Origin of the sequence: Sulfitobacter sp. UBA4523 (genome assembly GCF_002388305.1) — a bacterium.
Lineage (GTDB): Bacteria > Pseudomonadota > Alphaproteobacteria > Rhodobacterales > Rhodobacteraceae > Sulfitobacter > Sulfitobacter pontiacus.
Map to the genome: position 1 here is coordinate 466 of NZ_DGMH01000036.1, position 24,146 is coordinate 24,611.

The 24,146-nt window shown below is 62.2% G+C and carries 24 protein-coding genes; 18 read left to right on the top strand and 6 right to left on the bottom strand.

Features of this window, described 5'->3' with window-relative positions; translation table 11 throughout:
* Window positions 1-666: rhomboid family intramembrane serine protease (locus tag B3849_RS08985; protein ID WP_286780036.1), on the top strand; the 666-nt coding region annotated here is incomplete at its 5' end.
* Between the two features lie 87 nt (window positions 667-753).
* On the opposite strand, the gene murJ is transcribed toward B3849_RS08985, so the two are convergent.
* The 3 genes from murJ to B3849_RS09000 form a co-directional block, all read right to left on the bottom strand.
* Window positions 754-2,346, bottom strand: a complete 1,593-nt coding sequence (murJ, locus tag B3849_RS08990; protein WP_009825952.1) for a murein biosynthesis integral membrane protein MurJ — start codon at window positions 2,344-2,346, stop codon at window positions 754-756.
* A gap of 108 nt (window positions 2,347-2,454) precedes the next feature.
* A complete protein-coding gene (locus tag B3849_RS08995) occupies window positions 2,455-5,238 on the bottom strand; it encodes a [protein-PII] uridylyltransferase (protein ID WP_037964853.1) in 2,784 nt (927 codons plus the stop codon).
* A 13-nt stretch (window positions 5,239-5,251) separates the two neighbouring features.
* Entirely contained in the window at window positions 5,252-6,436 is a 1,185-nt protein-coding gene (locus tag B3849_RS09000; RefSeq protein ID WP_278424831.1) for a penicillin-binding protein activator, read from the bottom strand.
* An 89-nt stretch (window positions 6,437-6,525) separates the two neighbouring features.
* Between B3849_RS09000 and rsmI the strand changes: the two genes are divergently transcribed.
* Genes rsmI through B3849_RS09020 form a run of 4 tightly spaced genes read left to right on the top strand, consistent with a single transcriptional unit; the run spans window position 6,526 to window position 9,685 of the window.
* On the top strand, window positions 6,526-7,386 hold the full coding sequence (gene rsmI / locus B3849_RS09005) for a 16S rRNA (cytidine(1402)-2'-O)-methyltransferase (RefSeq protein WP_278424832.1): 861 nt from the start codon (window positions 6,526-6,528) through the stop codon (window positions 7,384-7,386).
* 1 nt (window position 7,387) lies between these two features.
* Window positions 7,388-7,777, top strand: coding sequence for a YraN family protein (locus tag B3849_RS09010; RefSeq protein ID WP_005851276.1), 390 nt, complete (start codon window positions 7,388-7,390; stop codon window positions 7,775-7,777).
* Window positions 7,778-7,835: 58 nt separating this feature from the next.
* Entirely contained in the window at window positions 7,836-8,771 is a 936-nt protein-coding gene (gene gshB, locus B3849_RS09015) for a glutathione synthase (RefSeq protein WP_037943139.1), read from the top strand.
* A complete protein-coding gene (locus B3849_RS09020; RefSeq protein WP_278424833.1) occupies window positions 8,768-9,685 on the top strand; it encodes an alpha/beta hydrolase in 918 nt (305 codons plus the stop codon). The genes gshB and B3849_RS09020 overlap by 4 nt, the downstream gene beginning before the upstream one ends.
* Here the strand turns inward: B3849_RS09020 and B3849_RS09025 are convergent.
* A complete protein-coding gene (locus tag B3849_RS09025; protein WP_074636045.1) occupies window positions 9,651-11,165 on the bottom strand; it encodes a YifB family Mg chelatase-like AAA ATPase in 1,515 nt (504 codons plus the stop codon). The two genes, B3849_RS09020 and B3849_RS09025, sit on opposite strands and share 35 nt — an antisense overlap.
* Before the next feature lie 142 nt (window positions 11,166-11,307).
* Window positions 11,308-11,889, bottom strand: coding sequence for a histidine phosphatase family protein (locus B3849_RS09030; RefSeq protein ID WP_064216353.1), 582 nt, complete (start codon window positions 11,887-11,889; stop codon window positions 11,308-11,310).
* A gap of 172 nt (window positions 11,890-12,061) precedes the next feature.
* On the opposite strand from B3849_RS09030, the gene B3849_RS09035 reads away from it, so the two are divergent.
* From B3849_RS09035 to B3849_RS09070, 8 genes are all read left to right on the top strand, one after another.
* Entirely contained in the window at window positions 12,062-12,949 is an 888-nt protein-coding gene (locus B3849_RS09035; RefSeq protein ID WP_005851286.1) for an RNA polymerase factor sigma-32, read from the top strand.
* Window positions 12,950-13,056: 107 nt separating this feature from the next.
* On the top strand, window positions 13,057-14,250 hold the full coding sequence (gene coaBC, locus B3849_RS09040; RefSeq protein WP_286780037.1) for a bifunctional phosphopantothenoylcysteine decarboxylase/phosphopantothenate--cysteine ligase CoaBC: 1,194 nt from the start codon (window positions 13,057-13,059) through the stop codon (window positions 14,248-14,250).
* A gap of 64 nt (window positions 14,251-14,314) precedes the next feature.
* On the top strand, window positions 14,315-14,764 hold the full coding sequence (dut, locus tag B3849_RS09045) for a dUTP diphosphatase (RefSeq protein ID WP_037944894.1): 450 nt from the start codon (window positions 14,315-14,317) through the stop codon (window positions 14,762-14,764).
* Window positions 14,765-14,863: 99 nt separating this feature from the next.
* Complete coding sequence (gene phnC / locus B3849_RS09050; RefSeq protein WP_005851291.1) at window positions 14,864-15,673, top strand: phosphonate ABC transporter ATP-binding protein; 810 nt, start codon at window positions 14,864-14,866, stop codon at window positions 15,671-15,673.
* 67 nt (window positions 15,674-15,740) lie between these two features.
* Window positions 15,741-16,652: a phosphonate ABC transporter substrate-binding protein gene (gene phnD / locus B3849_RS09055; RefSeq protein WP_005851293.1), complete on the top strand. Its 912-nt coding sequence runs from the start codon at window positions 15,741-15,743 to the stop codon at window positions 16,650-16,652.
* Between the two features lie 71 nt (window positions 16,653-16,723).
* Window positions 16,724-17,608, top strand: coding sequence for a phosphonate ABC transporter, permease protein PhnE (gene phnE, locus B3849_RS09060; protein ID WP_005851294.1), 885 nt, complete (start codon window positions 16,724-16,726; stop codon window positions 17,606-17,608).
* Entirely contained in the window at window positions 17,605-18,903 is a 1,299-nt protein-coding gene (gene phnE, locus B3849_RS09065; protein ID WP_037943149.1) for a phosphonate ABC transporter, permease protein PhnE, read from the top strand. The genes phnE (B3849_RS09060) and phnE (B3849_RS09065) overlap by 4 nt, the downstream gene beginning before the upstream one ends.
* Window positions 18,903-19,517 carry a chloramphenicol acetyltransferase gene (locus tag B3849_RS09070; RefSeq protein ID WP_037964872.1) on the top strand — a complete coding sequence of 205 codons (615 nt, stop codon included), beginning with the start codon at window positions 18,903-18,905 and terminating at the stop codon, window positions 19,515-19,517. Before phnE (B3849_RS09065) ends, B3849_RS09070 begins: the two co-directional genes overlap by 1 nt.
* Window positions 19,518-19,529: 12 nt before the next feature.
* On the opposite strand, the gene phnF is transcribed toward B3849_RS09070, so the two are convergent.
* The gene (gene phnF / locus B3849_RS09075) at window positions 19,530-20,243 is read right to left on the bottom strand and encodes a phosphonate metabolism transcriptional regulator PhnF (RefSeq protein ID WP_180828657.1); all 714 of its coding nucleotides are present in this window, start codon (window positions 20,241-20,243) and stop codon (window positions 19,530-19,532) included.
* A 102-nt stretch (window positions 20,244-20,345) separates the two neighbouring features.
* Between phnF and phnG the strand changes: the two genes are divergently transcribed.
* Genes phnG through phnK form a run of 5 tightly spaced genes read left to right on the top strand, consistent with a single transcriptional unit; the run spans window position 20,346 to window position 24,142 of the window.
* The gene (gene phnG / locus B3849_RS09080; protein WP_399268630.1) at window positions 20,346-20,801 is read left to right on the top strand and encodes a phosphonate C-P lyase system protein PhnG; all 456 of its coding nucleotides are present in this window, start codon (window positions 20,346-20,348) and stop codon (window positions 20,799-20,801) included.
* The gene (phnH, locus tag B3849_RS09085) at window positions 20,801-21,361 is read left to right on the top strand and encodes a phosphonate C-P lyase system protein PhnH (RefSeq protein WP_278424839.1); all 561 of its coding nucleotides are present in this window, start codon (window positions 20,801-20,803) and stop codon (window positions 21,359-21,361) included. Before phnG ends, phnH begins: the two co-directional genes overlap by 1 nt.
* Window positions 21,361-22,509: a carbon-phosphorus lyase complex subunit PhnI gene (locus B3849_RS09090; protein ID WP_278424840.1), complete on the top strand. Its 1,149-nt coding sequence runs from the start codon at window positions 21,361-21,363 to the stop codon at window positions 22,507-22,509. The genes phnH and B3849_RS09090 overlap by 1 nt, the downstream gene beginning before the upstream one ends.
* Window positions 22,506-23,375 (top strand): alpha-D-ribose 1-methylphosphonate 5-phosphate C-P-lyase PhnJ, encoded by an 870-nt coding sequence (locus tag B3849_RS09095; protein WP_005851308.1) that lies wholly within the window; start codon window positions 22,506-22,508, stop codon window positions 23,373-23,375. Before B3849_RS09090 ends, B3849_RS09095 begins: the two co-directional genes overlap by 4 nt.
* Window positions 23,372-24,142 (top strand): phosphonate C-P lyase system protein PhnK, encoded by a 771-nt coding sequence (phnK, locus tag B3849_RS09100; protein WP_184583261.1) that lies wholly within the window; start codon window positions 23,372-23,374, stop codon window positions 24,140-24,142. The genes B3849_RS09095 and phnK overlap by 4 nt, the downstream gene beginning before the upstream one ends.
* Window positions 24,143-24,146: the final 4 nt, after the last annotated feature.

The window sequence follows — 24,146 nt, forward strand, 5'->3', positions numbered from 1 at the left end:
CCCCCCGTGAACCCGATGCCCGCAACCGTCACGCTGCTTTTTCTGGCGCTGGCGGGGATAGAGGTCGTGCTGTCGCTGGCCGAGGCCGGGATCATCGGCGGTCCTGCTGCTGTGGGCTGGCGTCTGGCCTTGATCCGCGACTTCGGGTTTTCGGGCGATGTCTTCGACTGGATGGTCGCCAACATGCAGTTTCCCCTGCGCGACCTGTCGCGGGTGGTGAGCTATAGTTTCATCCATCTGGGGTTCACCCATGCGATCTTTGCCTGCGTGCTGTTGCTGGCGCTTGGCAAGATGGTGGCCGAGGCGATGGGGCAGGTGGCGTTTCTGGCGATCTTCTTTGTGTCGGGTATTTTCGGCGCGGTGGTCTATGCGCTGGTGCTGGATGATCCGGTCTGGCTGGTCGGTGCCTACCCGTCGGTCTATGGGCTGATCGGCGGCTATTCCTTTGTCATGTGGCGCAAGCTGGCGGGGCAAGGAGAACAGCAGTACCGCGCGTTTTCCCTGATTGCCGTGCTGATGGGGTTGCAGCTGATCTGGGGCGTGTTCTTTGACGCGGGCACCCAGTGGGTGGCGGAGCTTTTGGGCTTTGCCTGTGGTTTCGCGCTGAGCTTTGTTTTTGCGCCGGGCGAATGGGGCAGGCTGCGGGAGCGTATTCGGCATCGGTGAGGCTTGCAGGCGTGTCAGGCAGGCGTGACGGGCAGGGGGCCAGCCCCCTGACCCCCGGGATTTAATGCCATTTAGAAGTGGGGCGGGTTAGCCGCGTTTTAGGGCGCGTTTGAATTCGGCCAGTTTGAACGCACCGATGAGCTGGCCGGTGCCGAAGTAGCTGACGGCCGCCAGGGCAATGAGGATCACCAGGGCGACCCCGCGCCACCAGGCTTCGGCGAGCAGGGGTTGCAGGGCCAGGTTGCCGATCCAGAGCGCTCCGCCCATGACCGCCGCCGCCGCCATGATGCGCCAGATGCGTTTGTGAAAACGCGCGTCAAATTTCGCGGCCAACCCGAAGCCACGTGCGCCATAGGCCAGCAAGGCAAACATCGCCCACCCCGCCAATGTCGTTGCGATGGCAGGGGCAATCCAGCCGATCACGGGGCTGAGGCCAACGGCCAGTACCACGTTCACCACCATTGCCACCACGGCAAAGTAGAAGGGGCGGCGGGTGTCTTCACGCGCGTAGTAAAGCGGTTGCAGGATCTTTTGCAGCACGAAGGCCGGCAGGCCGAGCCCGTAGATCGCCACCGCAATGGCGATGGCCGCAGCGTCATCTGTGGTTGTGGCCCCGCGTTGGAACAGCACCGTGGCCAGCGTGAAGGGGATCACCATCAACGCAACTGCCGAGGGGATGGTCAGCGCCAGCGACACCTCGGCGGCGCGGCTGATCTGGGTGTGCGATCCCTGTTCGTCTCCGGCCTTGAGCCGTCGTGACAGGTCGGGCAGCAGCACCACGCCAATCGCGATCCCCACCACGCCCAAGGGCAGTTGGTAGAGGCGGTCTGCATAATTGAGCCAGGCCACGGCCCCTTCGTAGAAGCTGGCGACCTGACGGCCTACCAGCAGGTTGATCTGCATGACCCCGCCCGCCAGGGCCGCAGGGGCGGCGATGATGGCGAGGCGTTTCAGCTCGGGCGTCAGGCGGGGGCGGTGGCCGAAGGTCAGTGTGAAGCCTGCGCGTTTCGCGGCCCACCAGACCAGCGCCAGTTGCGCGATCCCCGCCAGCGGGACAGACAGCGCCAGGGTGTCGCCGATCTGCAGGCCAAGCGCCTTGTCGATGCCCATGCCGATCGCCTCTGATCCGTCGCGGCCAAGGGCGGCCCCGATCAGGACGGCGAGGATGAAGATGACGTTCAACACCACAGGGGCTGCTGCCGCCGCCATGAAGCGACCCGTGGCGTTCAGCACGCCCGATACAAGTGCGGCGAGGGAGATGAACAGGATATAGGGGAAGGCCAGCCGCCCGTATTCGACCGCTAGATCGAACCGTTCGTCCCCCGCAAAGCCCGAGGCCATCAACAGCACCAGCCCCGGCATCGCGACGATCCCGATGATGGTGAACAGCGTCAGGATGAACGCCATGCCGACGAAAGCATCCTGCGCGAATTTTTCCGGATCATCGCCGCTTTCGAGCTTTTTCGAGAACATCGGCACAAAGGCCATGTTGAACGCCCCCTCGGCAAAGAAGCGGCGGAACATGTTGGGTAAGGAAAAGGCGACCAGAAACGCTTCGGCGGCGGGGCCGGAGCCAAGGTAGCCCGCGATCATCACATCGCGCACGAACCCCATGACCCTGCTGAGGAGGGTCCAGATCCCGACGGTGAAGAAGCCGGACATAAGGCGGATAGGTTTCATGGTGGTGCTGCCCCGTAACTGCGGTGCAAATGGCCTAGCCGTTGGCGCCGCACTGCGCAATCAGGGAAATGCGAACACAGCCGTCATGCCCGCGCGAAAGCGCCGATGTCAGTCCTGTGCCCGCGCAACACCGTCGATGATCGCCGCCCGCAACCGTTTCTCGAGCGTCTTCTGCTTGCTTTCGGTATAGTATTTCAACCCGAACATATCCTTGACGTAGAAGGTATCGACCACCTGTTCGCCATAGGTCGCGATCACCGCATTGGCGATATAGACGTTGGATTCAGACAGCGACCGCGTGAGGTCATAGAGCAGGCCGGGGCGGTCGCGGGTATCCACCTCGATAATCGTGTAGATTTCCGAGCCTTCGTTATCAAAGGTGATATGCGTGGGCACCTTGAACACTTTCTCGCGCTTTTTCACCTTGTCGCGGGATTTCAGCGCATCGCGGGCCAGAATTTCACCCTTGAGCGTCTTGGAGATCATCTGCCGCAGCCGTGGCAGGCGCGAGACGTCGTAGGGGTTGCCCTCGGCGTCCTGAATCCAGAACGCATCAGTCACCCAGCCATCCTTGGTGGTATAGCTGCGGGCATCGACGACATTCGCCCCGACCAGCGCCAGCGCACCGGCGAGCCGTGCAAAGATGCCCGGGTGGTCCGCCATGACAAAGCAGGCGCGGGTGGCGTCGCGGTCATCGTCAGGGTGCAGGTCAATGCGGATTTCACCGTCCTGAATATCGCGGAGCTGTTCGGCGAATACGACCTGCGATGCCGTGTGAAGGCCCTGCCAATAGGGCGGGTAGTGGCGCGCGGTTTCGGCCTGAAGATCCTTGCGCGGCCAATGGGCAAGAGCCGCACGCAGGGCCTTTTTGGCCCCCGCGCCGCGGTTCTCGCGGTTGAGGTCTTCGAGCCCGGTTTCAAGCGCGCGTTTGGTTTGCCGGTAGAGCCCGCGGATCAGCACGGCTTTCCAGTTGTTCCATGTGTTCGGGCCGACGCCGCGGATATCGCAGACGGTCAGCACACACAGTAGATCAAGCCGTTTGACGGTCTGCACAGCCTTGGCAAAGTCCCGCACGGTGCGCGGATCGGAAATATCGCGTTTTTGCGCCATATCCGACATCAGCAGGTGGTAGCGGACCAGCCATTCGACCGTGTCGACCTCGGCCTTGTTGAGGCCCAGACGGGGCGCGATCTTGCGGGCCATTTGGGCTCCGAGGATCGAATGGTCTTCGGGGCGGCCCTTGGCGATATCATGCAGCAATAGAGCCACATATAGCACCTTGCGGTTCACCCCACGTTGAAGGATCGACGAGGCGACGGGCAGGTCTTCTTCCAGCTCGCCCTTCTCGATCAGGGCAAGGTTTGTGATGCACTGGATCGTATGCTCGTCCACCGTATAGCTGTGGTACATGTTGAACTGCATCATCGCCACGATGGGTTCAAACTCGGGGATGAAGGCCGACAGCACGCCCAGTTCGTTCATCCGGCGCAGGCCGCGTTCGGGGTTACCGTGTTTCAGCATCAGATCAAGGAAGATCCGCCGCGCTTCGGGCGTGTTGCGCATGTCGTCGTCGATCAGGGCGAGGTTCGCTTTGACCAGACGCATCGCATCGGGGTGGATCAACATGCCGGTGCGCAATGCCTCTTCGAAGATGCGCAGCAGGTTCAGCTTGTCGCTGATAAACGCCTTGCCATCGGTGACCGCCAGCCGCCCGCCCACGACCTCATAGCCGTCCCGCAGCTTGGGGCGACGGCGAAAGATACGTTCGAGCAGGGGTTCCGCCTTGACGTGCAAGGCTTCGAGCTTGGTGAGGAAGATGCGCGTCAGCTCGCCCACTTCGGTGGCGTGGCGGAAATAGGCCTGCATGAACACCTCGACCCCGCGGCGGCCCCGCGTGTCACGGTATCCCATCGCCTCGGCCACGGCGACCTGCATGTCAAAGGTCAACTGTTCGGTCGCGCGTCCTGAAATGAGGTGCAGGTGTCCGCGTACCGCCCAAAGAAAATTCTCGGCCGCGACGAAGGTCTTGAATTCTTCCTCCAGAAACACGCCGCGGTCGACAAGATCGGCGGCATGTTCGACACTGTAGATATGTTTGGCGATCCAGAACAACGATTGCAGATCGCGCAAGCCGCCCTTGGCCTCTTTGACGTTGGGCTCTACCACATAACGCAGACCCTGCTTGCGGTGCCGCGCGTCGCGTTCCTCCAGCTTGGCTTCGATAAAGCTGCGACCGGTGCCTGCAAAAAGATCGGTCTTGAGCGTTTCATCCAAATCCTGCGCCAAAGCCACATCGGCGGCGATAAAGCGGTGCTCCAGCAGGGCTGTCTGGATCGTAAAATCCTCGCGGCCAAGGGTCACGCAGTCGCGGATGGTGCGGGTGGAATGGCCGACCTTCAACTTGAGATCCCATAGCATGTAGAGCATGGATTCGATCAGGTTTTCAGTGCGCTGGCTGGGCGTTTGGGGGATGAGGAACAGTAGGTCCACATCAGAATAGGGGGCCATCTCTCCGCGGCCATACCCGCCGACGCCGATCACGGCGAGCCGGTCGTTCGGGCCAAGCGTTTCAACCGGGTGGAGCCGTTGCCCGGCGATCTGCAGGGTCGTGCGGACAAGCTGATCGGTGAGGTAGCAATAGGCCGACGTCATGGGGCGCGCGTTGAACGGTGACGCCGCAAAGGCGCGGGCGATTTCGGCGCGCCCGTTCTTTTGCGCGTCTTGCAGAACGGCGACAGCGGCGGCCTGAATCTCTGCCGGATCGGTCAAACCGTCCAGCACGTCCTTGAGCGCGGCGGAAACAGCCGCTTCGTCAAAGATGCGTTTGGGGGTGCTGATCAGGTGACGCGCGGTGGCCTCACCTGATTCTGCTGGTGCAACAAGGGGTTTCACAAAAGGCGGTCCCTTAGAAGCCGGCCCCGCCAAAGGCTTGGGGGGCAGGGCTGATGATGACGACCTGCTGGTTGCGGATCGTGGCAATGGCAAGGCCGCGTTCGGCGGTGCCGTCCGCCTTGAGGCGGAACACGCCGCTCGCCCCGCGGAAGCCCGCGCCCTGGGTCAGACGTGCCGCGGACAACGCGTCGGATTTGCCGGATTTCGCCAAGGCCCCCACGGCTGCGATCCCGTCAAAGGCCAGACCAGCAATCGGGCCGGGTGTGTCGCCATAGGCTGCGGCATAGCGCTGCGAAAATGCGTTTGTCGCACCGGGATCGGGCAGGGCGAACCAGCCACCTTGCACGCCGGGCAGGGCCAGCGTTTGGGGCGGGATGTCCCAGCGGGTCAGACCGATGTACTGCGTGGTGGCACCGCTGATCCCGGCCTCTGGCAGCAGTTGTGCGAAGAGCGGCAGCGCACTGGCCGAGGATGTCGTCAGGAAGACCGCATTCGCCCCGTTGCTTTCCACGGCAGCTTTCACGCGCGGCACGGCAGACATTACGGCTTCTTGGCTCAGCGCGTAATCAACCGTACCGGCAGAGGTCGCCCCGTTTGCGGCAATCGCCTTGAGGATGGCATCGCGGCCCAGCTGGCCGGCCAGATCCTGACCGTGCAGCACGAGGATCTTGTCTTTTCCGTTGCTCTTGGCGTAGCGGACCAGACGGTTGGAGGTGTCGTTAAAGTTCTGACCCAGCACAAAGACATTGCCGCCCGCGATGCTGGGGTTGTTCGAGAAGGACAGGACATTCACGCCCTGCGCGGCAACCGCGTTGCCCGCCGCATTTGCGGCCTCGCCATAAAGCGGCCCCAGAATGATCTGAGCCCCGTCGGTGACGGCCTGCGCCGCTGCGGTGCCCGCAGTGCCTGCATTGCCGCCCGTGCCATAGACCCGCAGGTCAATCTGCACGCCGCCCAGATCGCGGATTGCCAGACGCGCGGCGTTCTCAAGCTCTTGCGCCAGCAGGTTATCCGCCGCCGAACCGCCACGTGGGATCAGCAAGGCCACCGGAATAGGTTTGCTCGAGTCGACTTTGGGGCCCTTGGACCCGTTCATATTGGTCATCGCCACAGGTTCACAGGCGGCAAGCGCCAATGCGATCAGTGGCAGGATCAAAAGCCGCAGTGGCTTGCGAAGGATGTTGAAAACAGCGATCATAACAGTGTCACTCCATTGGTGGCAGGTCGGCGGCGATGGCCCCGGGGACATATGCACTGATCATAGAGGGTGCGAAAGGCGGGTCCAGCTTGAATTACCAAAAGATTCCCCTTGCGGCGGGGCTTTACTTTGTCGGGGTGCCGATCGGCTCTGCCCGCGACATAACCTTGCGGGCGCTCGACGTGCTGGCCTCGGCTGATGTGCTGGCGGCGGAGGACACGCGGAGCCTGCGTAAGTTGATGGATATCCATGGGGTGCCTCTCAACGGCCGGCAGATTGTGGCGCTGCACGACCATTCGGGCAGTGGCGTGCAGGACAAGCTTGTCGCCGCGATCCGCGATGAGCAATCCGTCGCCTATGCCTCTGAGGCTGGCATGCCGCTGATCGCGGATCCGGGGTTCGAACTGTCCCGCGGTGTAGGCGAGGCAGGGCTCATGCTGACCTGCGCCCCGGGCCCCTCGGCGGTGCTGACCGCGCTGGCTTTGGCAGGGCTGCCGACGGATGCCTTCTTTTTCGCAGGGTTCCTGCCCAATGCGAAAGGCGCACGGCTCACGGCGCTGCAAAAGTTGAAAGAGGTGCAAGGCACGCTGGTTTTCTACGAATCACCCAAGCGGGTGGGGGCGATGCTGCGCGATGCCGCACAGGCGCTGGGCGGGGAACGTCCGGCGGCTGTCTGTCGCGAGCTGACTAAGAAGTTCGAGGAAATTCAGCGCGGTACCCTGGATGAGTTGACCGAACACTACAGCGGTAAAGCCCCGAAGGGCGAGATTGTTGTGCTGATCGATCGCGGGCGTTTACCGGCTGTTAGCGAAAGTGATCTAACCTCTGACCTTGCGAACGCATTGGAAACGAATTCGATGCGCGATGCCGTCGATATGGTGGCGCAGGCATATGATGTGCCGCGCCGACAGGTGTATCAGGCGGCATTGGAACTGGGGAAAGAAACCTAAGATGACCGACACACTGACGACACTGGCGAAATCCGTTCAAGGGGCTGTTTCCTATCACGCAGGTCGTGCGGCTGAACTGCAGGTCTCGGATGACTACCGCCGCCGCGGCTTTGATCTGGCACATGAACGGTGGCGCGGTAAGGCGGGCGAAATTGATCTGATCATGCGCGACGGCGACGGGATCGTCTTTGTCGAAGTGAAGAAAAGCAAAAGCCATGACAGCGCCCTGCAGCGTCTGAACCGGAAACAGATGCGCCGTATCTATCGATCCGCCGAAGAATTCATTGGCGGCGAACCCAAAGGCGCGCTGACGGATGTGCGGTTTGACGTGGCGTTGGTCGATCAGACCGGTGACCTGCGGATCCTTGAAAACGCCTTCGGGCACGACTGACCCATTGCACCCCACGCCCTGCTGCGCCATCTAGAAAGGAACAACAGGGAGACCCCTTATGAAAATCGCCTTTCAGATGGACCCGATCGGGGACGTGAACATCAACGCGGACAGCAGCTTTCGCCTGGCCGAGGAAGCACAGGCGCGCGGGCACGCGCTTTTCTACTACACCCCCGATCACCTCGCCTATCAAGAGGGGCGCATAACCGCGCGGGGTCATGATCTGACCGTGCAGCGGGTACAGGGCGATCACGCCACCTTGGGGCCTGAACGCGAGGTTGATCTGGCGGATTTCGACGTGGTCTGGCTGCGGCAGGATCCGCCGTTCGACATGCATTACATCACCTCTACCCATTTGCTGGACCGTCTGAAAAAGACAACGCTGGTGGTGAATGACCCGTTCTGGGTGCGGAACTACCCCGAAAAACTGCTGGTGCTCGATTTCCCGCAGCTGACCCCGCCGACCACAATCGCCCGTGATCTGGACACGATCAAAGCGTTCAAGGCGAAGCACAAGGATGTCATCCTCAAGCCGCTATACGGGAACGGGGGCGCGGGTGTCTTCCGTCTGGACACGAATGATCGCAACCTCAGCTCTTTGCACGAACTGTTCACCGGTTTCTCGCGCGAGCCGTTGATCGTACAGAAATTCCTGCCGGCTGTGTCCAAGGGCGATAAACGGGTGATCCTGGTGGATGGCGAAGCCGTCGGGGCCATCAACCGCGTCCCGGCAGAGGGGGAAACCCGGTCGAACATGCATGTGGGCGGCCGCCCCGAGAAGGTCGGCCTGACAGAGCGTGACCTTGAAATTTGCGCCGCCATCGGCCCGTTGCTACGCGAGAAAGGGCAGATTTTCGTCGGCATCGATGTCATTGGCGACTATCTGACAGAGATCAACGTGACCTCCCCCACGGGTATACAAGAACTGGAACGTTTCGACGGCACCAATATCGCGGCCAAGATATGGGAAGCGATCGAGCGTAAGCGCGCATGAGCCTGCTGCGCCCTCTGCTGAACGGCTATTTACGTTTGGTAGAGAAGCGCAAGCTGGCGCGCACGCGTGATGTGCACAAGATACGTCGTGATTTTGCGAAGACCGCGCGGCTGCTGTTTCGGGCACCGCGGGGCACCCAGATCACCCGCAGCCGCTTGGTTGGCGCGGGCGATGTTCTGCGGGTGAGCCCTACGCAGACACGCTCTGATCTGGTGATCTTTTACATTCATGGGGGTGGTTTTGTGTTTGGCAGCCCCGATACCCACGGGGCGATGCTGGGGGCCTTGGCGCAGCGTCTGGGGGCTGCGGCGGTATTGCCCTATTACCGTCTTGCCCCCGAAGCGCCGTTTCCCGCCGCAATCGACGATGTCGCCGCGGCCTATCAGGCGTTGCTCGACAGCGGTGTGTCGGCGCAGAATATCATTGTCGGCGGCGATAGCGCAGGCGGCGCGCTGGCGTTCAATCTGCTTAGCCGGCTTTGTGCAGGCAGTGGCCCCCTGCCGCGCGCGCTTTTTGCCTTTTCACCGCTGACCGATTTTCTGCACGAGGGGGCCAGCTTCCGCGAGAATGCGGCACGAGAGGCCGTATTGCCCGCCGCGCAGGCCGGTCTTATGGCAGAGATGTATCTGGCAGGTGCAGACCCCCGAGATCCCGATATAAGCCCCTTGCTTGCGAGCTATCCGGGGGCACCGCCAGTCTGGATCACCGTCGGGTCCACAGAGATTTTACGCGATGACGCGCGCCGGATGGCAGCGCATTTGCGGGATCAAGGTGTGCGCGTGACGCTGGAGGAAGCGCATGACCTGCCCCACGTCTGGCCGATCTTCCACAATACCCTGCCCGAAGCGCGGGTCACGTTAGACGCATTGGCGCGCTGGATCACGCAACTGCCACCGACGGCAACCGAAAGCTGAGCGCTTCGGCCAGATGCGGTTTGCGCACGTCGCCAGCCCCGTCCAGATCCGCGATGGTGCGCGCCACACGCAATACCCTGTGATACCCACGTGCCGATAGGTGAAACCGCTCTGCCGCGCGGGACAGCAGCTGCCGCGCCTCCGTATCCGGGGCGGCGATCTGTTCCAGCAGGTCCCCTTCTGCATCTGCGTTCAGGGCCGCTGTGGGATGGTCGGCAAAGCGGTCGTGCTGGCGGCGGCGCGCGGCTTGCACCCTTTGGGCGACTTCCGCCGAGCCTTCCGCACTGGGGGGCAGGTCGAGGTCGGTATAGCCCACGGGCGGCACATCTATGCGCAGGTCGAAGCGGTCGCGCAGCGGGCCCGAGACGCGGTTCATATAATCCTCACCGCAAGCGGGGGCCTTGCTACATGCGCGGGATGGATCGCTGAGATAGCCGCATTTGCAGGGGTTGGCTGCGGCGACAAGCATGAATTTGCACGGGTATTTCACATGTGCATTGGCGCGGGCGATCATCACCTCGCCCGTCTCGACGGGTTGGCGCAGGGTTTCCAGCACGGTGCGCGGGAATTCGGGGAATTCATCCATGAACAGCACGCCGTTATGGGCGAGGCTGACCTCCCCCGGTTTGGCCAGCCGCCCGCCGCCAATGATCGCCGCCATAGACGCCGTGTGGTGCGGTTCGCGGAACGGGCGCAGACGAGAGATGCCGCCGTCATCCAGAAGCCCGGCAAGCGAGTGTATCATAGAGGTGCTGAGCGCTTCTTGTGCGGTCAGCGGGGGGAGGATCGAGGGCAAACGCGCCGCCAGCATGGATTTACCCGAGCCGGGCGTGCCGACAAACATCAGGTGATGACGTCCCGCGGCCGCGATTTCCAAGGCGCGTTTGGCGCGTTCCTGACCTTTGACATCACGCAGGTCATGCTGGCTGGGGCTTTGCGAGACTTCGCCCGGTGTGGCAGGCGGCAGCGGGGTTTGGCCGGTATAATGCCGCACCACCGCGCCGAGGCTGGGGGCCGCGATCACCTGCGCATTGCCGACCCAAGCCGCTTCGGCACCAGAGGCAGCGGGACAAAGCAGGCTACGCCCGTTTTCCGCCGCAGCCATCGCCGCAGGCAGTGCGCCGATCACGGGGATCAGGCTCCCGTCCAGAGACAGTTCGCCCAAGGCGACGGTGCTTTGGATGACATCATTCGGCAGGATATCGATCGCCCCCAGCAGGGCCAGCGCGATCGGCAGGTCGAAATGGCTGCCTTCTTTGGGCAGGTCGGCAGGGCTGAGGTTGATCGTGATCCGTTTGCTGGGCAGGGCGATGGCCATCGCACCAAGCGCGGCACGAACCCTTTCGCGCGCTTCTGACACCGCTTTGTCAGGCAGGCCCACGATTGAAAAGGCGGGCATACCGGCAGAGAGCGCGCATTGCACCTCGACGATGCGCGCGTCGATGCCCTGGAATGCGACCGTATATGCCCGTGCGACCATTCTACCCCTGATGCCTTGCGATACCTCAGGGGTAGGGCGGGGGTGTTTAATAAGCGTTAACGAACGTGGAAAGCGCTGGATTTGAGTTTAATTGGCAAAATGAAGGGAGGGCGGGGCCGTCAGAAAGGTAGGGGCTGGGCCGTCAGACCTGATGGTTGATCGTGCCGATGTCCCACCCCTGCGGGGTGATGTGGATATCCGTGACCGACAGGTTGTCGATCTTATGGGCCATCGCGGCATGGGCATCCACGCCAAGCGCGCGTTGGACCTGTGTCAGGATCACGCCGAAATGCGCCACGGCGATGATATCTGTGTTCGGATGGGCCTGTGTGATCCGGTCAACGGCGGCGTTGATCCGGCGGGCCGCGTCGTTCCAGCTTTCGCCTTCGGGGGCGGCGATGTCACCCGGGGTGGTCCAATAGGCGCGGCTGAGCTCGGGGTGGCTTTGCGATACATCGCGGGCGTGCATGCCGTCCCACAGCCCGAAATCAAGCTCGCGCAGGTCGCGGTCATGGGGCAGGCGCAGGCGGCTGGCAGAGGCCAGTGTATCGGCGGTGGCAGAAGCGCGGATAAGGTCCGAGGATACCATCACGGCCCTCTGCGGAAGATGCGCGTTGAGCCGACCGAGCTGTGCGACATCGGACAGATCGGCAGGGACATCGCGCCAGCCGACAAAGTTTTTCTCGTGGGTCGGGCCGTGGCGCACCCAATGCCAGATAGTCATGATCAGCGCGCCTTATTCGCCCAGTGGTTTGCGATTTATTTAGCGTCATTGTCACAAAGTCAAAGCAAGCTGCGCGGAAAAAAGCCGATTCTTTTTCGATTCCGCGTGAACCAACTGGCGGTTTTCCGCGTTTAGATGAAAAGGCGCAGACAGATGTGCCTCAATAGTAGGGATGGACATCATGACGCTGGCGCAATCACGTGAATTTTCTTTGACCCGCACCGCAATGAAAGCAGAGCTTTTGGATGCGGAGACAGAACTGAAGCTTGCCTATGCCTGGCGGGACGAACGCGACGAGGAAGCGCTGCATCGGCTGATCACAGCTTACATGCGTCTAGCTATCTCGATGGCGGGTAAATTCAAGCGCTATGGCGCGTCGATGAATGATCTGATCCAAGAGGCTGGATTGGGCCTGATGAAAGCTGCCGACAAGTTCGACCCCGACCGCGGGGTGCGCTTTTCTACCTATGCCGTCTGGTGGATCAAGGCGAGCATTCAGGATCACGTCATGCGCAACTGGTCGATGGTGCGCACCGGCTCTACGTCCTCTCAGAAATCGCTGTTCTTCAACATGCGCCGTGTACAGGCACGCCTTGAGCGCGAGGCCCAAGCCGCGGGCGAGACCCTGGACAAGCATCAGCTGCGTCAGATGATTTCTACCGAGATTGGCGTGCCGATGCATGACGTCGAGATGATGGAGGGGCGTTTGTCCGGCTCTGACTTCTCGTTGAACGCGACGCAATCGGCAGAGGATGAGGGCCGCGAGTGGATCGACGCGCTGGTCGATGACAGCGCGCAGGCTGCCGAACGTGTCGAGGAAAGCCACGACACGCTGACGCTGCGCAGCTGGCTGTTGTCGGCGATGCAGGCCCTGAACGAACGCGAACAATTCATTGTGCGCGAACGCAAGCTGCGCGATCAGCCGCGGACGCTTGAAAGTCTGGGTGCCGAGCTGAGCCTATCGAAAGAACGCGTGCGCCAGCTAGAGGCCGCGGCCTTTGGCAAGATGCGCAAAACGCTTGAGACACAATCCTCCGAAGTGCGCCACTTCCTAATGTGAGCCCCCAGATATGATCCCGCGGTCTGCGCGCTCTGCCGCAGGAACGGGCTGGCGGAAAATGAACCGCCCCCCTATGGTCGGGACGAACACCGACGACGGGGGCGATCATGCTGGCTGGCAAACATATTCTGCTGATAATCGGGGGCGGCATTGCCGCTTTCAAATCCCTTGATCTGATCCGCCGCCTGCGCGAACGCGGGGCCACTGTGACGCCCGTGCTGACCCGCTCGGGCGAAGAATTTGTAACGCCTTTGTCCGTTTCGGCGTTGGCGGGGCAGAAGCTGTATCGCGACTTGTTCGATCTGGGCGACGAGGCCGAGATGGGGCATATCCAGCTAAGCCGGGTCGCGGATCTGGTTGTGGTGGCCCCTGCCACGGCGGATCTGATGGCCAAGATGGCGAGCGGTGTGGCGAATGATCTGGCCTCTACCCTATTGTTGGCGACAGATACGCCGGTGCTGATTGCGCCGGCGATGAACGTGCGCATGTGGGACCACCCCGCGACCCAACGCAACCTTGCGACCCTGCGCGGTGATGGCATCCATGTGGTCGGCCCGAATGATGGTGATATGGCTTGCGGGGAATTCGGCCCCGGGCGCATGTCCGAACCGCTTGAGATTGTCGCGGCGGTCGAGGCGCAGCTGGCCGATGGTCCGCTAAAGGGGCGACGTATTCTGGTGACCTCCGGCCCGACGCATGAGCCGATTGACCCTGTCCGCTATATCGCGAACCGGTCCTCGGGCGCGCAGGGCACAGCGATCGCGCGCGCGCTGGCGGCGTTGGGGGCTCAGGTGATCTTTGTCACTGGCCCTGCCGACGTGCCCCCGCCCGACGGGGTAGAGGTGATCCGCGTGCAAACGGCGCAGCAGATGCAGGAGGCGGTAGAGGCCGCCTTGCCCGCCGACGCAGGCGTTTTTGCCGCGGCGGTGGCGGATTGGCGCATGGCCAGCGCCAGTGATCGAAAGCTCAAGAAATCGAAAGACGGGCTGCCGGTGCTGAGCTTTGCTGAAAATCCCGATATTCTGAAAACCGTCAGCGCGGCGGGGGTGCGGCGGCCCAAGCTGGTCGTGGGATTCGCTGCGGAGACGAATGACGTCGTTGAAAACGCCACGGCAAAACGGCTGCGCAAAGGCTGCGACTGGATCGTTGCGAATGATGTCTCACCGGCGACAGGCATTATGGGCGGGGCGGAAAATGCTGTGACCCTGATCACGGATGCGGGTGCCGAAAGCTGGCCGCGTATGGGCAAGGATCAGGTGGCACAGCAGTTGGCCGCGCGCATTGCAGAGACGTTGCGCTAGAGTTTTCTTGCCTTCGGCGAGGATTTAAAACCATTTGGAAAGCGCGCGTGCGGTGGAGCGGATGATGAGCGAGATCAAATTCAAACGGGTCAGCGGCAATGATGATCTGCCGCTGCCGTCCTATGCCACTGCCGGGGCGGCGGGGATGGATTTGCGGGCCTTTCTGCCGGACGGGCCGATGGAATTTGTAAAAGGGCAGATCAGTCTGATCTCTATCGGGTTCTCGGTCGAGCTGCCGCGCGGGACGGAGATGCAGATCCGGCCACGGTCGGGCCTGGCGTTGAAGCACGGGTTTCTGATTCCCAATGCGCCCGGCACGGTGGATGAGGATTACCGCGGCGTGGTGATGGTCGGGCTGTACTATGTAGGGGATGCGCCTTTTGTTATCCGGCACGGGGATAGGATCGCGCAGGCTGTTATTGCGCAGGTTCAACAATACGTCTGTGTCGAGGTCGATGCCTTGTCCGATACCACGCGCGGGGACGGCGGATTCGGCTCTACCGGCCTGAAATAGACTAGGATCGTGAAAGGTTCCGCTGTCGTGAAACTTTCATAAAGCTGAAACGAATGTGAATTAATGCCGCCCTAGGTTCCCCGAAAAAAGGGGAACCGAATGCTTCAGCTTCAAGCCGTCACAAAAACATTTGGCGCGAATACAGCCGTTCACGCAGCGAGCTTTTCCGTCGACCGCCCGATGATGATTGGCATCATTGGCAGTTCCGGTGCCGGTAAGTCGACGCTGCTGCGGATGATGAACTGCCTGACCCCTGCCAGTTCCGGCGAGATTCTGGTCAACGGGCGCGACATCACCAAGCTGCGCGGGGCCGAGAAGCGCGACTGGCAATCCCATTGCGCGATGATCTTTCAGCAGTTCAATCTGGTGCCGCGTCTGGATGTGGTATCGAACGTGCTGCACGGCACGTTGAACCGCCGGTCGACATTGGCCACGATGTTCAACCTCTACCCCGAAGACGACATCATCCGCGCCATCGATATTCTGGACCGTCTGGGCATTGCCGAGCACGCTCCCAAACGCGCCGAGGCCCTGTCGGGCGGGCAGCAGCAACGTGTCGCCATCGCGCGCGCACTGATGCAGGACCCCACGATTATTCTGGCCGATGAACCCATTGCCTCGCTTGATCCGATGAACGCGCAGCTGGTGATGCAGGCGCTGCGGGACATCCACGAACAGGACGGGCGCATGGTGATCGCGAACCTGCACACGCTGGACACCGCGCGACGCTATTGCGACCGCGTGATCGGCATGCGGCAGGGGCGCATCGTGTTTGACGGCACGCCCGCGCAGCTGACCACCGGTGTGGCGCGCGACATTTACGGGGCGGATGCCAGCTTTTCCGAAGCGACGACATCGACCCAGATCGAAACGCTGTCCGCCCGTCCCGAAACGGTGGCGGCGCAATAACCCCAATTATCTTTTCATCCCCAGCCTCCGATCCTCGGGGGCCTATCTGCAAAAAGAGAGACGACCGATGAACAAACTACTTGCTGCTGCTTTCGCGACGACCGCCCTTGCGACGGGTGCTGTGGCCCAAACCGAAGCCATTTCCGAATTCCGCATCGGTATTCTGGGCGGCGAGAACGCGCAGGACCGGATGAATTCGAACGAATGTATGCGCGCCATGACCGAGGATGCCTTGGGCGTCCCGACCAAGCTGTTCGCCCCTGCCGATTATAACGGCGTTATCCAGGGTCTGCTGGGCGGCACGCTGGATATGGCATGGTTGGGTGCTTCCGCCTATGCCGCGGTGTATCTGCAAGACGCCGAAGCGGTCGAGCCCGTGCTGGTGAAAATCAACGTGGACGGGTCCTATGGCTACCACTCCATCGGGTTTGCCCGCGCCGACAGCGGCATCACCAAGCTTGAAGACGTCAAGGGCAAGGTCTTTGGTTTCGGTGACCCGAACTCCACCTCCGGCTATCTGATCCCGTCGATCGAGATCCCCCAGATGGGCGAAGAGATCACCATGGACTCCGGCGCATATTTTGGCGAAGTCAAGTTCACCGGCGGTCACGAGCAGACCATCGTTGCGGTCAACAATGGCGACATCGATGCAGGCGTGACCTGGGCTGATGGTCAGGGCAACTGGGAAGACGGCTACAACTCCGGCGCGCTGCGCAAGGCCGTGGACGCAGGCCTGGTCGATATGAACGATCTGGTGGAAATCTGGCGCTCCAAGCCGATCCCTGAAGGCCCCGTCGTGCTGCGCACCAGCCTGCCTCAGGACGTCAAAGACAAGATGACCGCGCTGGTCGACAACCTGTACGAGAACGACCCCGACTGCGCCTATGGCGTGGCGGCAGGCGACAGCCTTGGGTTCGATCCGATTACCCATGACGCCTATGTGTCGATCATCGAAGCCCGCAAGGCAAAATCGAATTGATCCAAGTGATTTAAGCACTGTCGCTGGCTCCGATCCGCATCGGGGCCAGCATTTTTACGTAAGGGCTTCCCATGACCGCGACATCGCAAACCGACCCCGACCTGGCAGGGATTCAGGAAAACTATCTGGCACTGGCCCGATCAAAACGCTGGATGAATCTGGTGCTGCTGATCCTTTTCGTAGCGCTGCTGGTGGGTGGATTTAACACCGCAGGCAACCGCAATGCGGGCGGGTTCTGGGACGGCTTGCCGAATATTCTGGATTTCCCCGCCGATGTGATCGGCGAAGCGATAGAACGCGGGCACCTGTTGCCCGGCTATATGGCGAAATATCTGCCGTCGCTGATAGAGACGGTGAATATCGCCGCCGCCTCGACCCTGCTGGGGGCGATGGTCGGACTGTTCTTGTCGCTGATGGTCACACGCGGGCTGGCCCCGGTGCCGTGGCTCGTGGGCCCTTTGCGCCGCGTATTGGATCTGTTGCGCGCCATACCCGAGATTGTCATCGCGCTGGTGCTGATCTTTCTGCTGGGGGGCGGGCCGGTGCCTGCGATGATCGCCATCGCGCTGCATACCATCGGTGCCTTGGGCAAATTGTTCTCGGAGGTGAATGAAAACGCATCGCTCAAACCGGTAGAGGGGCTTGCCTCTGTCGGGGCGGGGTGGAGCCAGCGCATGTGGCTTGGCGTGATCCCGCAGGTGGCCCCGAACTACATCAGCTATGCGCTCCTGCGGTTCGAGATCAACATCCGCGCCTCTGCGATCCTTGGCTTCGTCGGGGCAGGGGGCATCGGCTATGACCTGCGCAACACCATGAGCTGGGGGCAGGGCAAATTCGACGAGGCCGCTGCCATCTTCCTGCTGCTGTTCCTGACGATTGTGATCGTCGACCAGCTTTCTTCTGTTTTCCGTAACCGTCTGACCCACGGCCTGCCGAGCGCAAAGGTGACCCTATGACCGCGACCGCCCTTCACACCCAGACGATGGTCCATTTCTCGCGCAAGCGGATGGCTGCGCTGGCGCTGCCCGTGATCGTTCTGGCCTATTTCGTCTATATCTTCTTTGCCTTCGATATTCCGGGGCTGGGGGATCGGATCAACGTGGGCAATGCCCGCACGCTGGTGGCCGATGCCTATAGCTACAAGACCCATGTCACGCAGGACAACCGCGACGGCGCGTTTTCCGTCGCGATCGAAGGCGAGCGTAAGGGCGCATATGAAGCCGGCACGGCCCCCGATTGGGTCACGTTGGGGGATCGCCCTGTCGCGGATCTGGGGGGCGGGCATATCGTGACCTTTGGCCCGCAGGTCAGCTATGACATCCCGGGCTACGGCACGGTCATGGCCGAGCCGGGGCAGCGCGGCGTTCAGGCGACATTCCCGCCCGGCGACATCCCCGACTACATCAGCGCGTCCAAGAACCGCGTGATGATCAACACGGAGGCCGGGCGGCTGACGATCACCCGCAACCGGACCGAGGTGTTCAAATACGACTACGGGTGGGAGCTGTTCTTTTTCACGCTCGACAGCCCCTATCACGGGCTGGGCCCGGTCGCGCTGATGGGGCGTGCGTTCAGCGGTGAAGCGGGCGCGATCTTCCATGACTTCTGGACCAACCGCATGTGGCGGCACAGTGATGTGGCCTGGGCGCTTTACGAGACTTTGCTGATGGCCTTTCTGGGCACATTCGGCGCGGCGATCATCGCCCTCCCGCTGGGGTTCCTTGCGGCCAAGAACTTTACCCCGCTGCGGTCCTTGCGCTTTGCCGCACGGCGGATGTTCGATTTCCTGCGTGGTGTCGACGGGCTGATCTGGACCATCGTCCTGTCGCGCGCCTTCGGGCCGGGGCCGCTGACCGGTGCCTTGGCGATCCTGCTGACCGACACAGGGTCTTTCGGCAAGATGTTCTCGGAAGCGCTGGAGAATGTGGACGGCAAACAGATCGAAGGTATCGCCTCTACCGGGGCCAAGCCGCTGCAACGCTACCGTTTTGGGGTGCTGCCGCAGATCGTGCCCGTGCTGCTCAGCCAGGTCCTCTATTTCCTTGAATCCAACACCCGCTCTGCGACGATCATCGGGGCGATCACCGGCGGCGGCATCGGTCTGCTGCTGACGCAGGCGATTGCCACCCAGAAGGACTGGGAAGAGGTGACCTATTACATCGTGCTGATCGTGCTCATGGTCATGGCGATGGACAGTTTCTCGGGCTGGCTGCGCCGCAAGCTGATCAACGGTGACGAGGGCGGTCACTGATGCCGCGCCTGACTGCCGACAGCCCCTTCATCCACCCCGACTGCGAGATCAAAGATGCCACATTCGGAGCCTATACAGAGATCGGGCGCGGGTCGCGGATCGCCCACAGCCAGCTTGGCGATTACAGCTATTGCGACCGCTACGCCGACATTGCCAACACCACCGTGGGCAAATTCTCGAACATCGCGGCCTATGTGCGGATCGGGGCCACAGACCACCCGATGGAAAAAGCCAGCCTGCATCACTTTCACTACCGCGCGGGCGACTACTTTGACGGCGCGGCTGACGATGACGCTTGGTTCGCTCACCGTCGCAGCCGGCGCGTTACCCTTGGCCATGACACATGGCTTGGCAATGGGGCACAGGTGCGGCCAGAGGTAACGATCGGCCATGGCGCGGTTGTTGCGGGTGGGGCCATCGTGACCAAGGATGTCGCCCCCTATATGATCGTCGCGGGTATTCCAGCGGTGCCGCTGCGGGCGCGGTTCAGCGCGGGCATCGCTGACCGGATGATGGCGCTGGCATGGTGGGACTGGCCCCATGACGCCTTGCACCGCGCGCTGGATGATTTCCGCACGCTGTCAGCTGAGGCATTTCTGGAGCGCTACGAATAACGCCACGGGATTTCAGGTATCTGCCAGTGTCAGGGTCACCTTGTCCCCCGCAAACCACGTGCGCCCGTATTCCAGCGGTTGCCCTTGATCATCCACATTCAGGTTGATCGTGCGCAAGATCGGCGCGCCCTCGGCCACGCGCAGATGCAGCGCCTGGGTGGCGCTGGCGAGCTTGGCGTTGATGCGGGTTGATGCGCGGGTATAATCCGTCACGCCCCCGAGCCGCAGCGCCGCCGTCACCGATTGCGCGTGTTCAAGATGCGCCAGCATGTCGGGGAAGCGCGCGGCAGAGAAGACGCTGCGAAACAGCGCGATTACCTGACCGTCGGCAAAGGACAGCCCCTCGCAGACCTGCACCTGTGCGTTCTGCGCCAGCGCAAGTGCGTCGCTTTCTTCGGGGCGCGCTGTGCGGGTTTCCAACGTCAGGAACTCCTTGCTTGGCATCCGCCCCTGCGCCGACAGGTTCTGGTGAAACCGCACGCGGCGGCCGATGGGGTAATCGGTGGGGGTCGAGGTCACGAACACCCCCGCACCGCGCCGCGGCAACACCAGCCCTTCGCCCGCCAGCGCCTTGATCGCGTGCCGCACCGTATGCCGGTTCACTCCGAACCGCGCCGCCAGCGCGCTTTCGGTCGGCAGCTTGTCGTCGGGGCCATAGACACCCGCTGCGATGTCGCTGCGCAGACTATGGGCGATGGCGGTCCAGATCGGGGTGCGTTGGGGCATGTCACAAATATTTCGCAAAAGGAGGGCTTGGCGCTGATCGGCGTCACAGGTAGTATTTGTCTAGTTGTATAGACAACTCGAAAAGGTGTCTAGATGAATATGATGAACTCAGAAATCGACCCTCATGCGCCGCGTAAGGCATGGTTGGGTCTGCTTGCCAAATCCCCCGCCGCCGAGGTCGCGCGCCTTTGGGCCGCCTATGGCACCCACCCTGATCACAGCATTCTGCGCGCGCCGGAAATTGGCGGCGTAATGGTGCGCGGTCGGGCAGGGGCTGTCGGCGCCGCGTTCAACCTTGGCGAGATGTCTGTCACCCGTGCGTCAGTCAAACTGGTCTGCGGTACGGTGGGTCATGGCTATGTGCAGGGCCGCAGCAAGGACCACGCGCTGCAGACGGCGCTGATTGACGCGTTGATGCAAACCGACGCGGCGGCGCAGGTAGAGGCCGCGATCCTCGCGCCCCTGCGTAAGGGGCGTGACACGGCCAAGGCCACGCGCGCGGCCAAGGCGGCGGCGACCAAGGTGGATTTCTTTACGATGGTACGAGGGGAAGACTGATGCAGACCCATGCTTTGGAGGGCGGCTTTACCGACGCCCCGATCGACGCCGCCCGCGCCTTTCGCGGGCTGATGACCGCCATGGCGCGCCCGGGGACGATCTGTGACGTCTCTGGGGCCACACCGCCCGCCCCGCTTGGCGCGGCGGCGGGCACCGCGATCCTGACGCTGTGTGATCCCGATACGCCAATCTATCTCGGCACCGCTTTTGACACCCAGGATGTGCGCGATTGGATCACCTTTCAGACCGGCGCGCCCTTTGTGCCGCCCGCACAGGCGATGTTTGCCGTCGGGGCGTGGGATGATCTCCCGCTCTGCGAATTTGCCATCGGCACTGCCGAATATCCCGACCGCTCGGCGACGGTGGTTGTCGAGATGCCAGACCTCACGTCTCTGGGTGCGACCCTAAGCGGGCCGGGCATCAAGGATACCGCCAGCCTGTCGCTGCCGGATACTGCCGCGTTCCAACGCAACGCCGCGCTGTTCCCGCTGGGGCTGGATTTCATGTTCACCTGCGCAAACCGGCTTGCCGCGCTGCCACGCACGACGAGGGTCCGCTGATGTATGTTGCTGTCAAAGGGGGCGAACGCGCCATCGACAACGCCCATGCCTGGCTGGCCGAGGAACGGCGCGGGGACCGCGATGTGGCGGAACTGGGGGTAGACCAGATCCGCGAGCAGATGACGCTCGCCGTTAATCGGGTGATGGCGGAAGGGTCGCTGTATGATCCCGACCTTGCCGCGCTGGCGATCAAACAATCGCGCGGTGATCTGATAGAGGCGATCTTTCTGATCCGCGCCTATCGTACCACGTTGCCGCGTTTTGGCGGCTCTAACCCGGTGGATACGGCCACCATGGCCTGCGACCGCCGCGTGTCTGCCACGTTCAAGGATGCACCCGGTGGGCAAGTACTGGGGCCGACATTTGACTACACCCACCGTCTGCTGGACTTTAAACTCGCCGCCGATGGCGCGCTTGGCGAGATGCCGCAAACAGAGCCTAATGCAGGCGAAACGCCGCATATCATGGGGTTCCTTGACCGTGAGGATCTGATCCAGTCGGAACCCGCAGGGGCGGGCACACCGGACGATCTGACCCGCAGCCCGCTGGAGCTTCCGGCGAGCCGTGCCCTGCGTTTGCAGGCTCTAACACGGGGGGATGAGGGGTTTATCCTTGGCATGGCGTATTCCACCCAACGGGGCTATGCGCGCAACCACGCCTTTGTAGCAGAGCTGCGCATCGGCGCGGTTGCGGTCGAGATGGAGATCCCCGAGCTCGGCTTTGCCATCGACATCGGCGAGATCACCCTGACCGAATGCGAAACCGTCAACCAGTTCAAAGGCTCGAAAACCGAACCGCCGCAATTCACGCGCGGCTACGGGCTGGTCTTCGGGATGACGGAGCGCAAGGCGATCTCTATGGCGCTGGTCGACCGCGCGTTGCGCTGGAAAGAACTGGGCGAGGATAACCTAGGTGCCCCCGCGCAGGACGAGGAATTCGTGCTGTATCACGCCGACAACATCCAGGCGACCGGGTTTCTGGAGCATATCAAACTGCCCCACTACGTCGACTTCCAATCCGAACTGGAGCTGATCCGCAAACTGCGCCGCGAGGCACAGGCATCAGAGCAAGCGGCGGGACAGACCGAGGGGGAGGGCCCCTCCGGGGGGAGTTTAAAGGGCAAAATGAAGGAAGGGGTGGCGTCATGAGCGACTATAACTTCGCCTATCTGGACGAGCAGACCAAGCGCATGATCCGCCGCGCGATACTGAAAGGATTGGCGATACCGGGGTATCAGGTGCCTTTTGCCAGCCGAGAGATGCCGATGCCCTACGGCTGGGGCACGGGCGGTGTGCAGGTTTCGGCAGCGGTACTGACGCCCGAAGACCGGTTCAAGGTGATCGATCAGGGGGCCGATGATACGACCAATGCAGTCTCTATCAGGCGGTTTTTCGAGAAAACGGCGGGTGTCGCCGTGACCGAGGCCACCACAGAGGCCAGCGTTATCCAGACCCGTCACCGCATCCCCGAAACACCCCTGCGCGAAGACCAAATCCTTGTCTATCAGGTGCCGATCCCCGAACCCCTGCGGTTTCTTGAACCGTCCGAGGTCGAGACACGCAAGATGCACAGCCTTGAGGAATACGGATTGATGCACGTGAAACTTTACGAAGACATCAGCCAGCACGGCGCGATTGCCACGGCCTATGCCTATCCGGTGAAGGTCGAGGGGCGCTATGTCATGGACCCGTCCCCGATCCCCAAGTTCGATAACCCCAAGCTCGAGATGGCCGGTATCCAACTGTTCGGCGCAGGCCGTGAACAGCGCATCTATGCGGTGCCGCCCTATACGCAGGTGGTCAGTCTGGACTTTGACGATTATCCGTTCGAGCCGACCAAGGCGGATCATGCCTGTGACCTATGCGGCGCGACGGACAGCTATCTGGACGAGCTGATCATGGATGACGCCGGCGGTCGGATGTTCATGTGTTCGGATACGGATTACTGCGGCGCGCGGCGTGCGGCGGGGCATCTGGGTGCGCAGGGCGCCCCCTTGGCGGAGGACGCGGCATGATCCCTTTGTTGCAAGTGGAAGGCATCGCCAAGATGTATGGCGCACGGATCGGCTGCACCGACGTGTCGTTTGATCTTTATCCGGGCGAGGTGATGGGCATCGTCGGGGAAAGCGGGTCGGGCAAGTCGACGCTTCTGAACTGTCTGGCAGGGCATTTGCAGCCTGACGCCGGGGCCGTCCGTTTCGACACCCGCGCCGAGGGCTTGCGCGATACGGTCACGATGAGCGAGCCTGAACGCCGTATGTTGTCGCGCACCGACTGGGCCTTTGTGCATCAGCACGCCCGCGACGGCTTGCGCATGAATGTCAGCGCAGGCGGCAATGTGGGCGAGCGGCTGATGGCCGTGAACGCCCGCCACTATGGCGACATCCGCGACAAGGCGATCGACTGGCTGGGCCGCGTCGAGATCAGCGCCGACCGGATTGATGACCGGCCCACGGCGTTCTCTGGCGGGATGCAACAGCGCTTGCAGATCGCGCGCAATCTGGTGACAGGCCCGCGGTTGGTGTTCATGGATGAACCCACCGGCGGTCTGGATGTCAGCGTGCAGGCGCGGCTGCTGGATCTGCTGCGGGGTCTCGTGCGCGAGATGGGGCTGAGCGCCATAATCGTCACCCATGATCTGGCTGTGGTGCGTTTGCTGGCCGACCGGCTGATGGTCATGAAAGACGGCCATGTGATCGAAAGCGGGCTGACCGATCAGGTGCTCGACGATCCGCAGCATGCCTATACGCAGCTTCTTGTTTCCTCTGTCCTACAGGTATGAACCC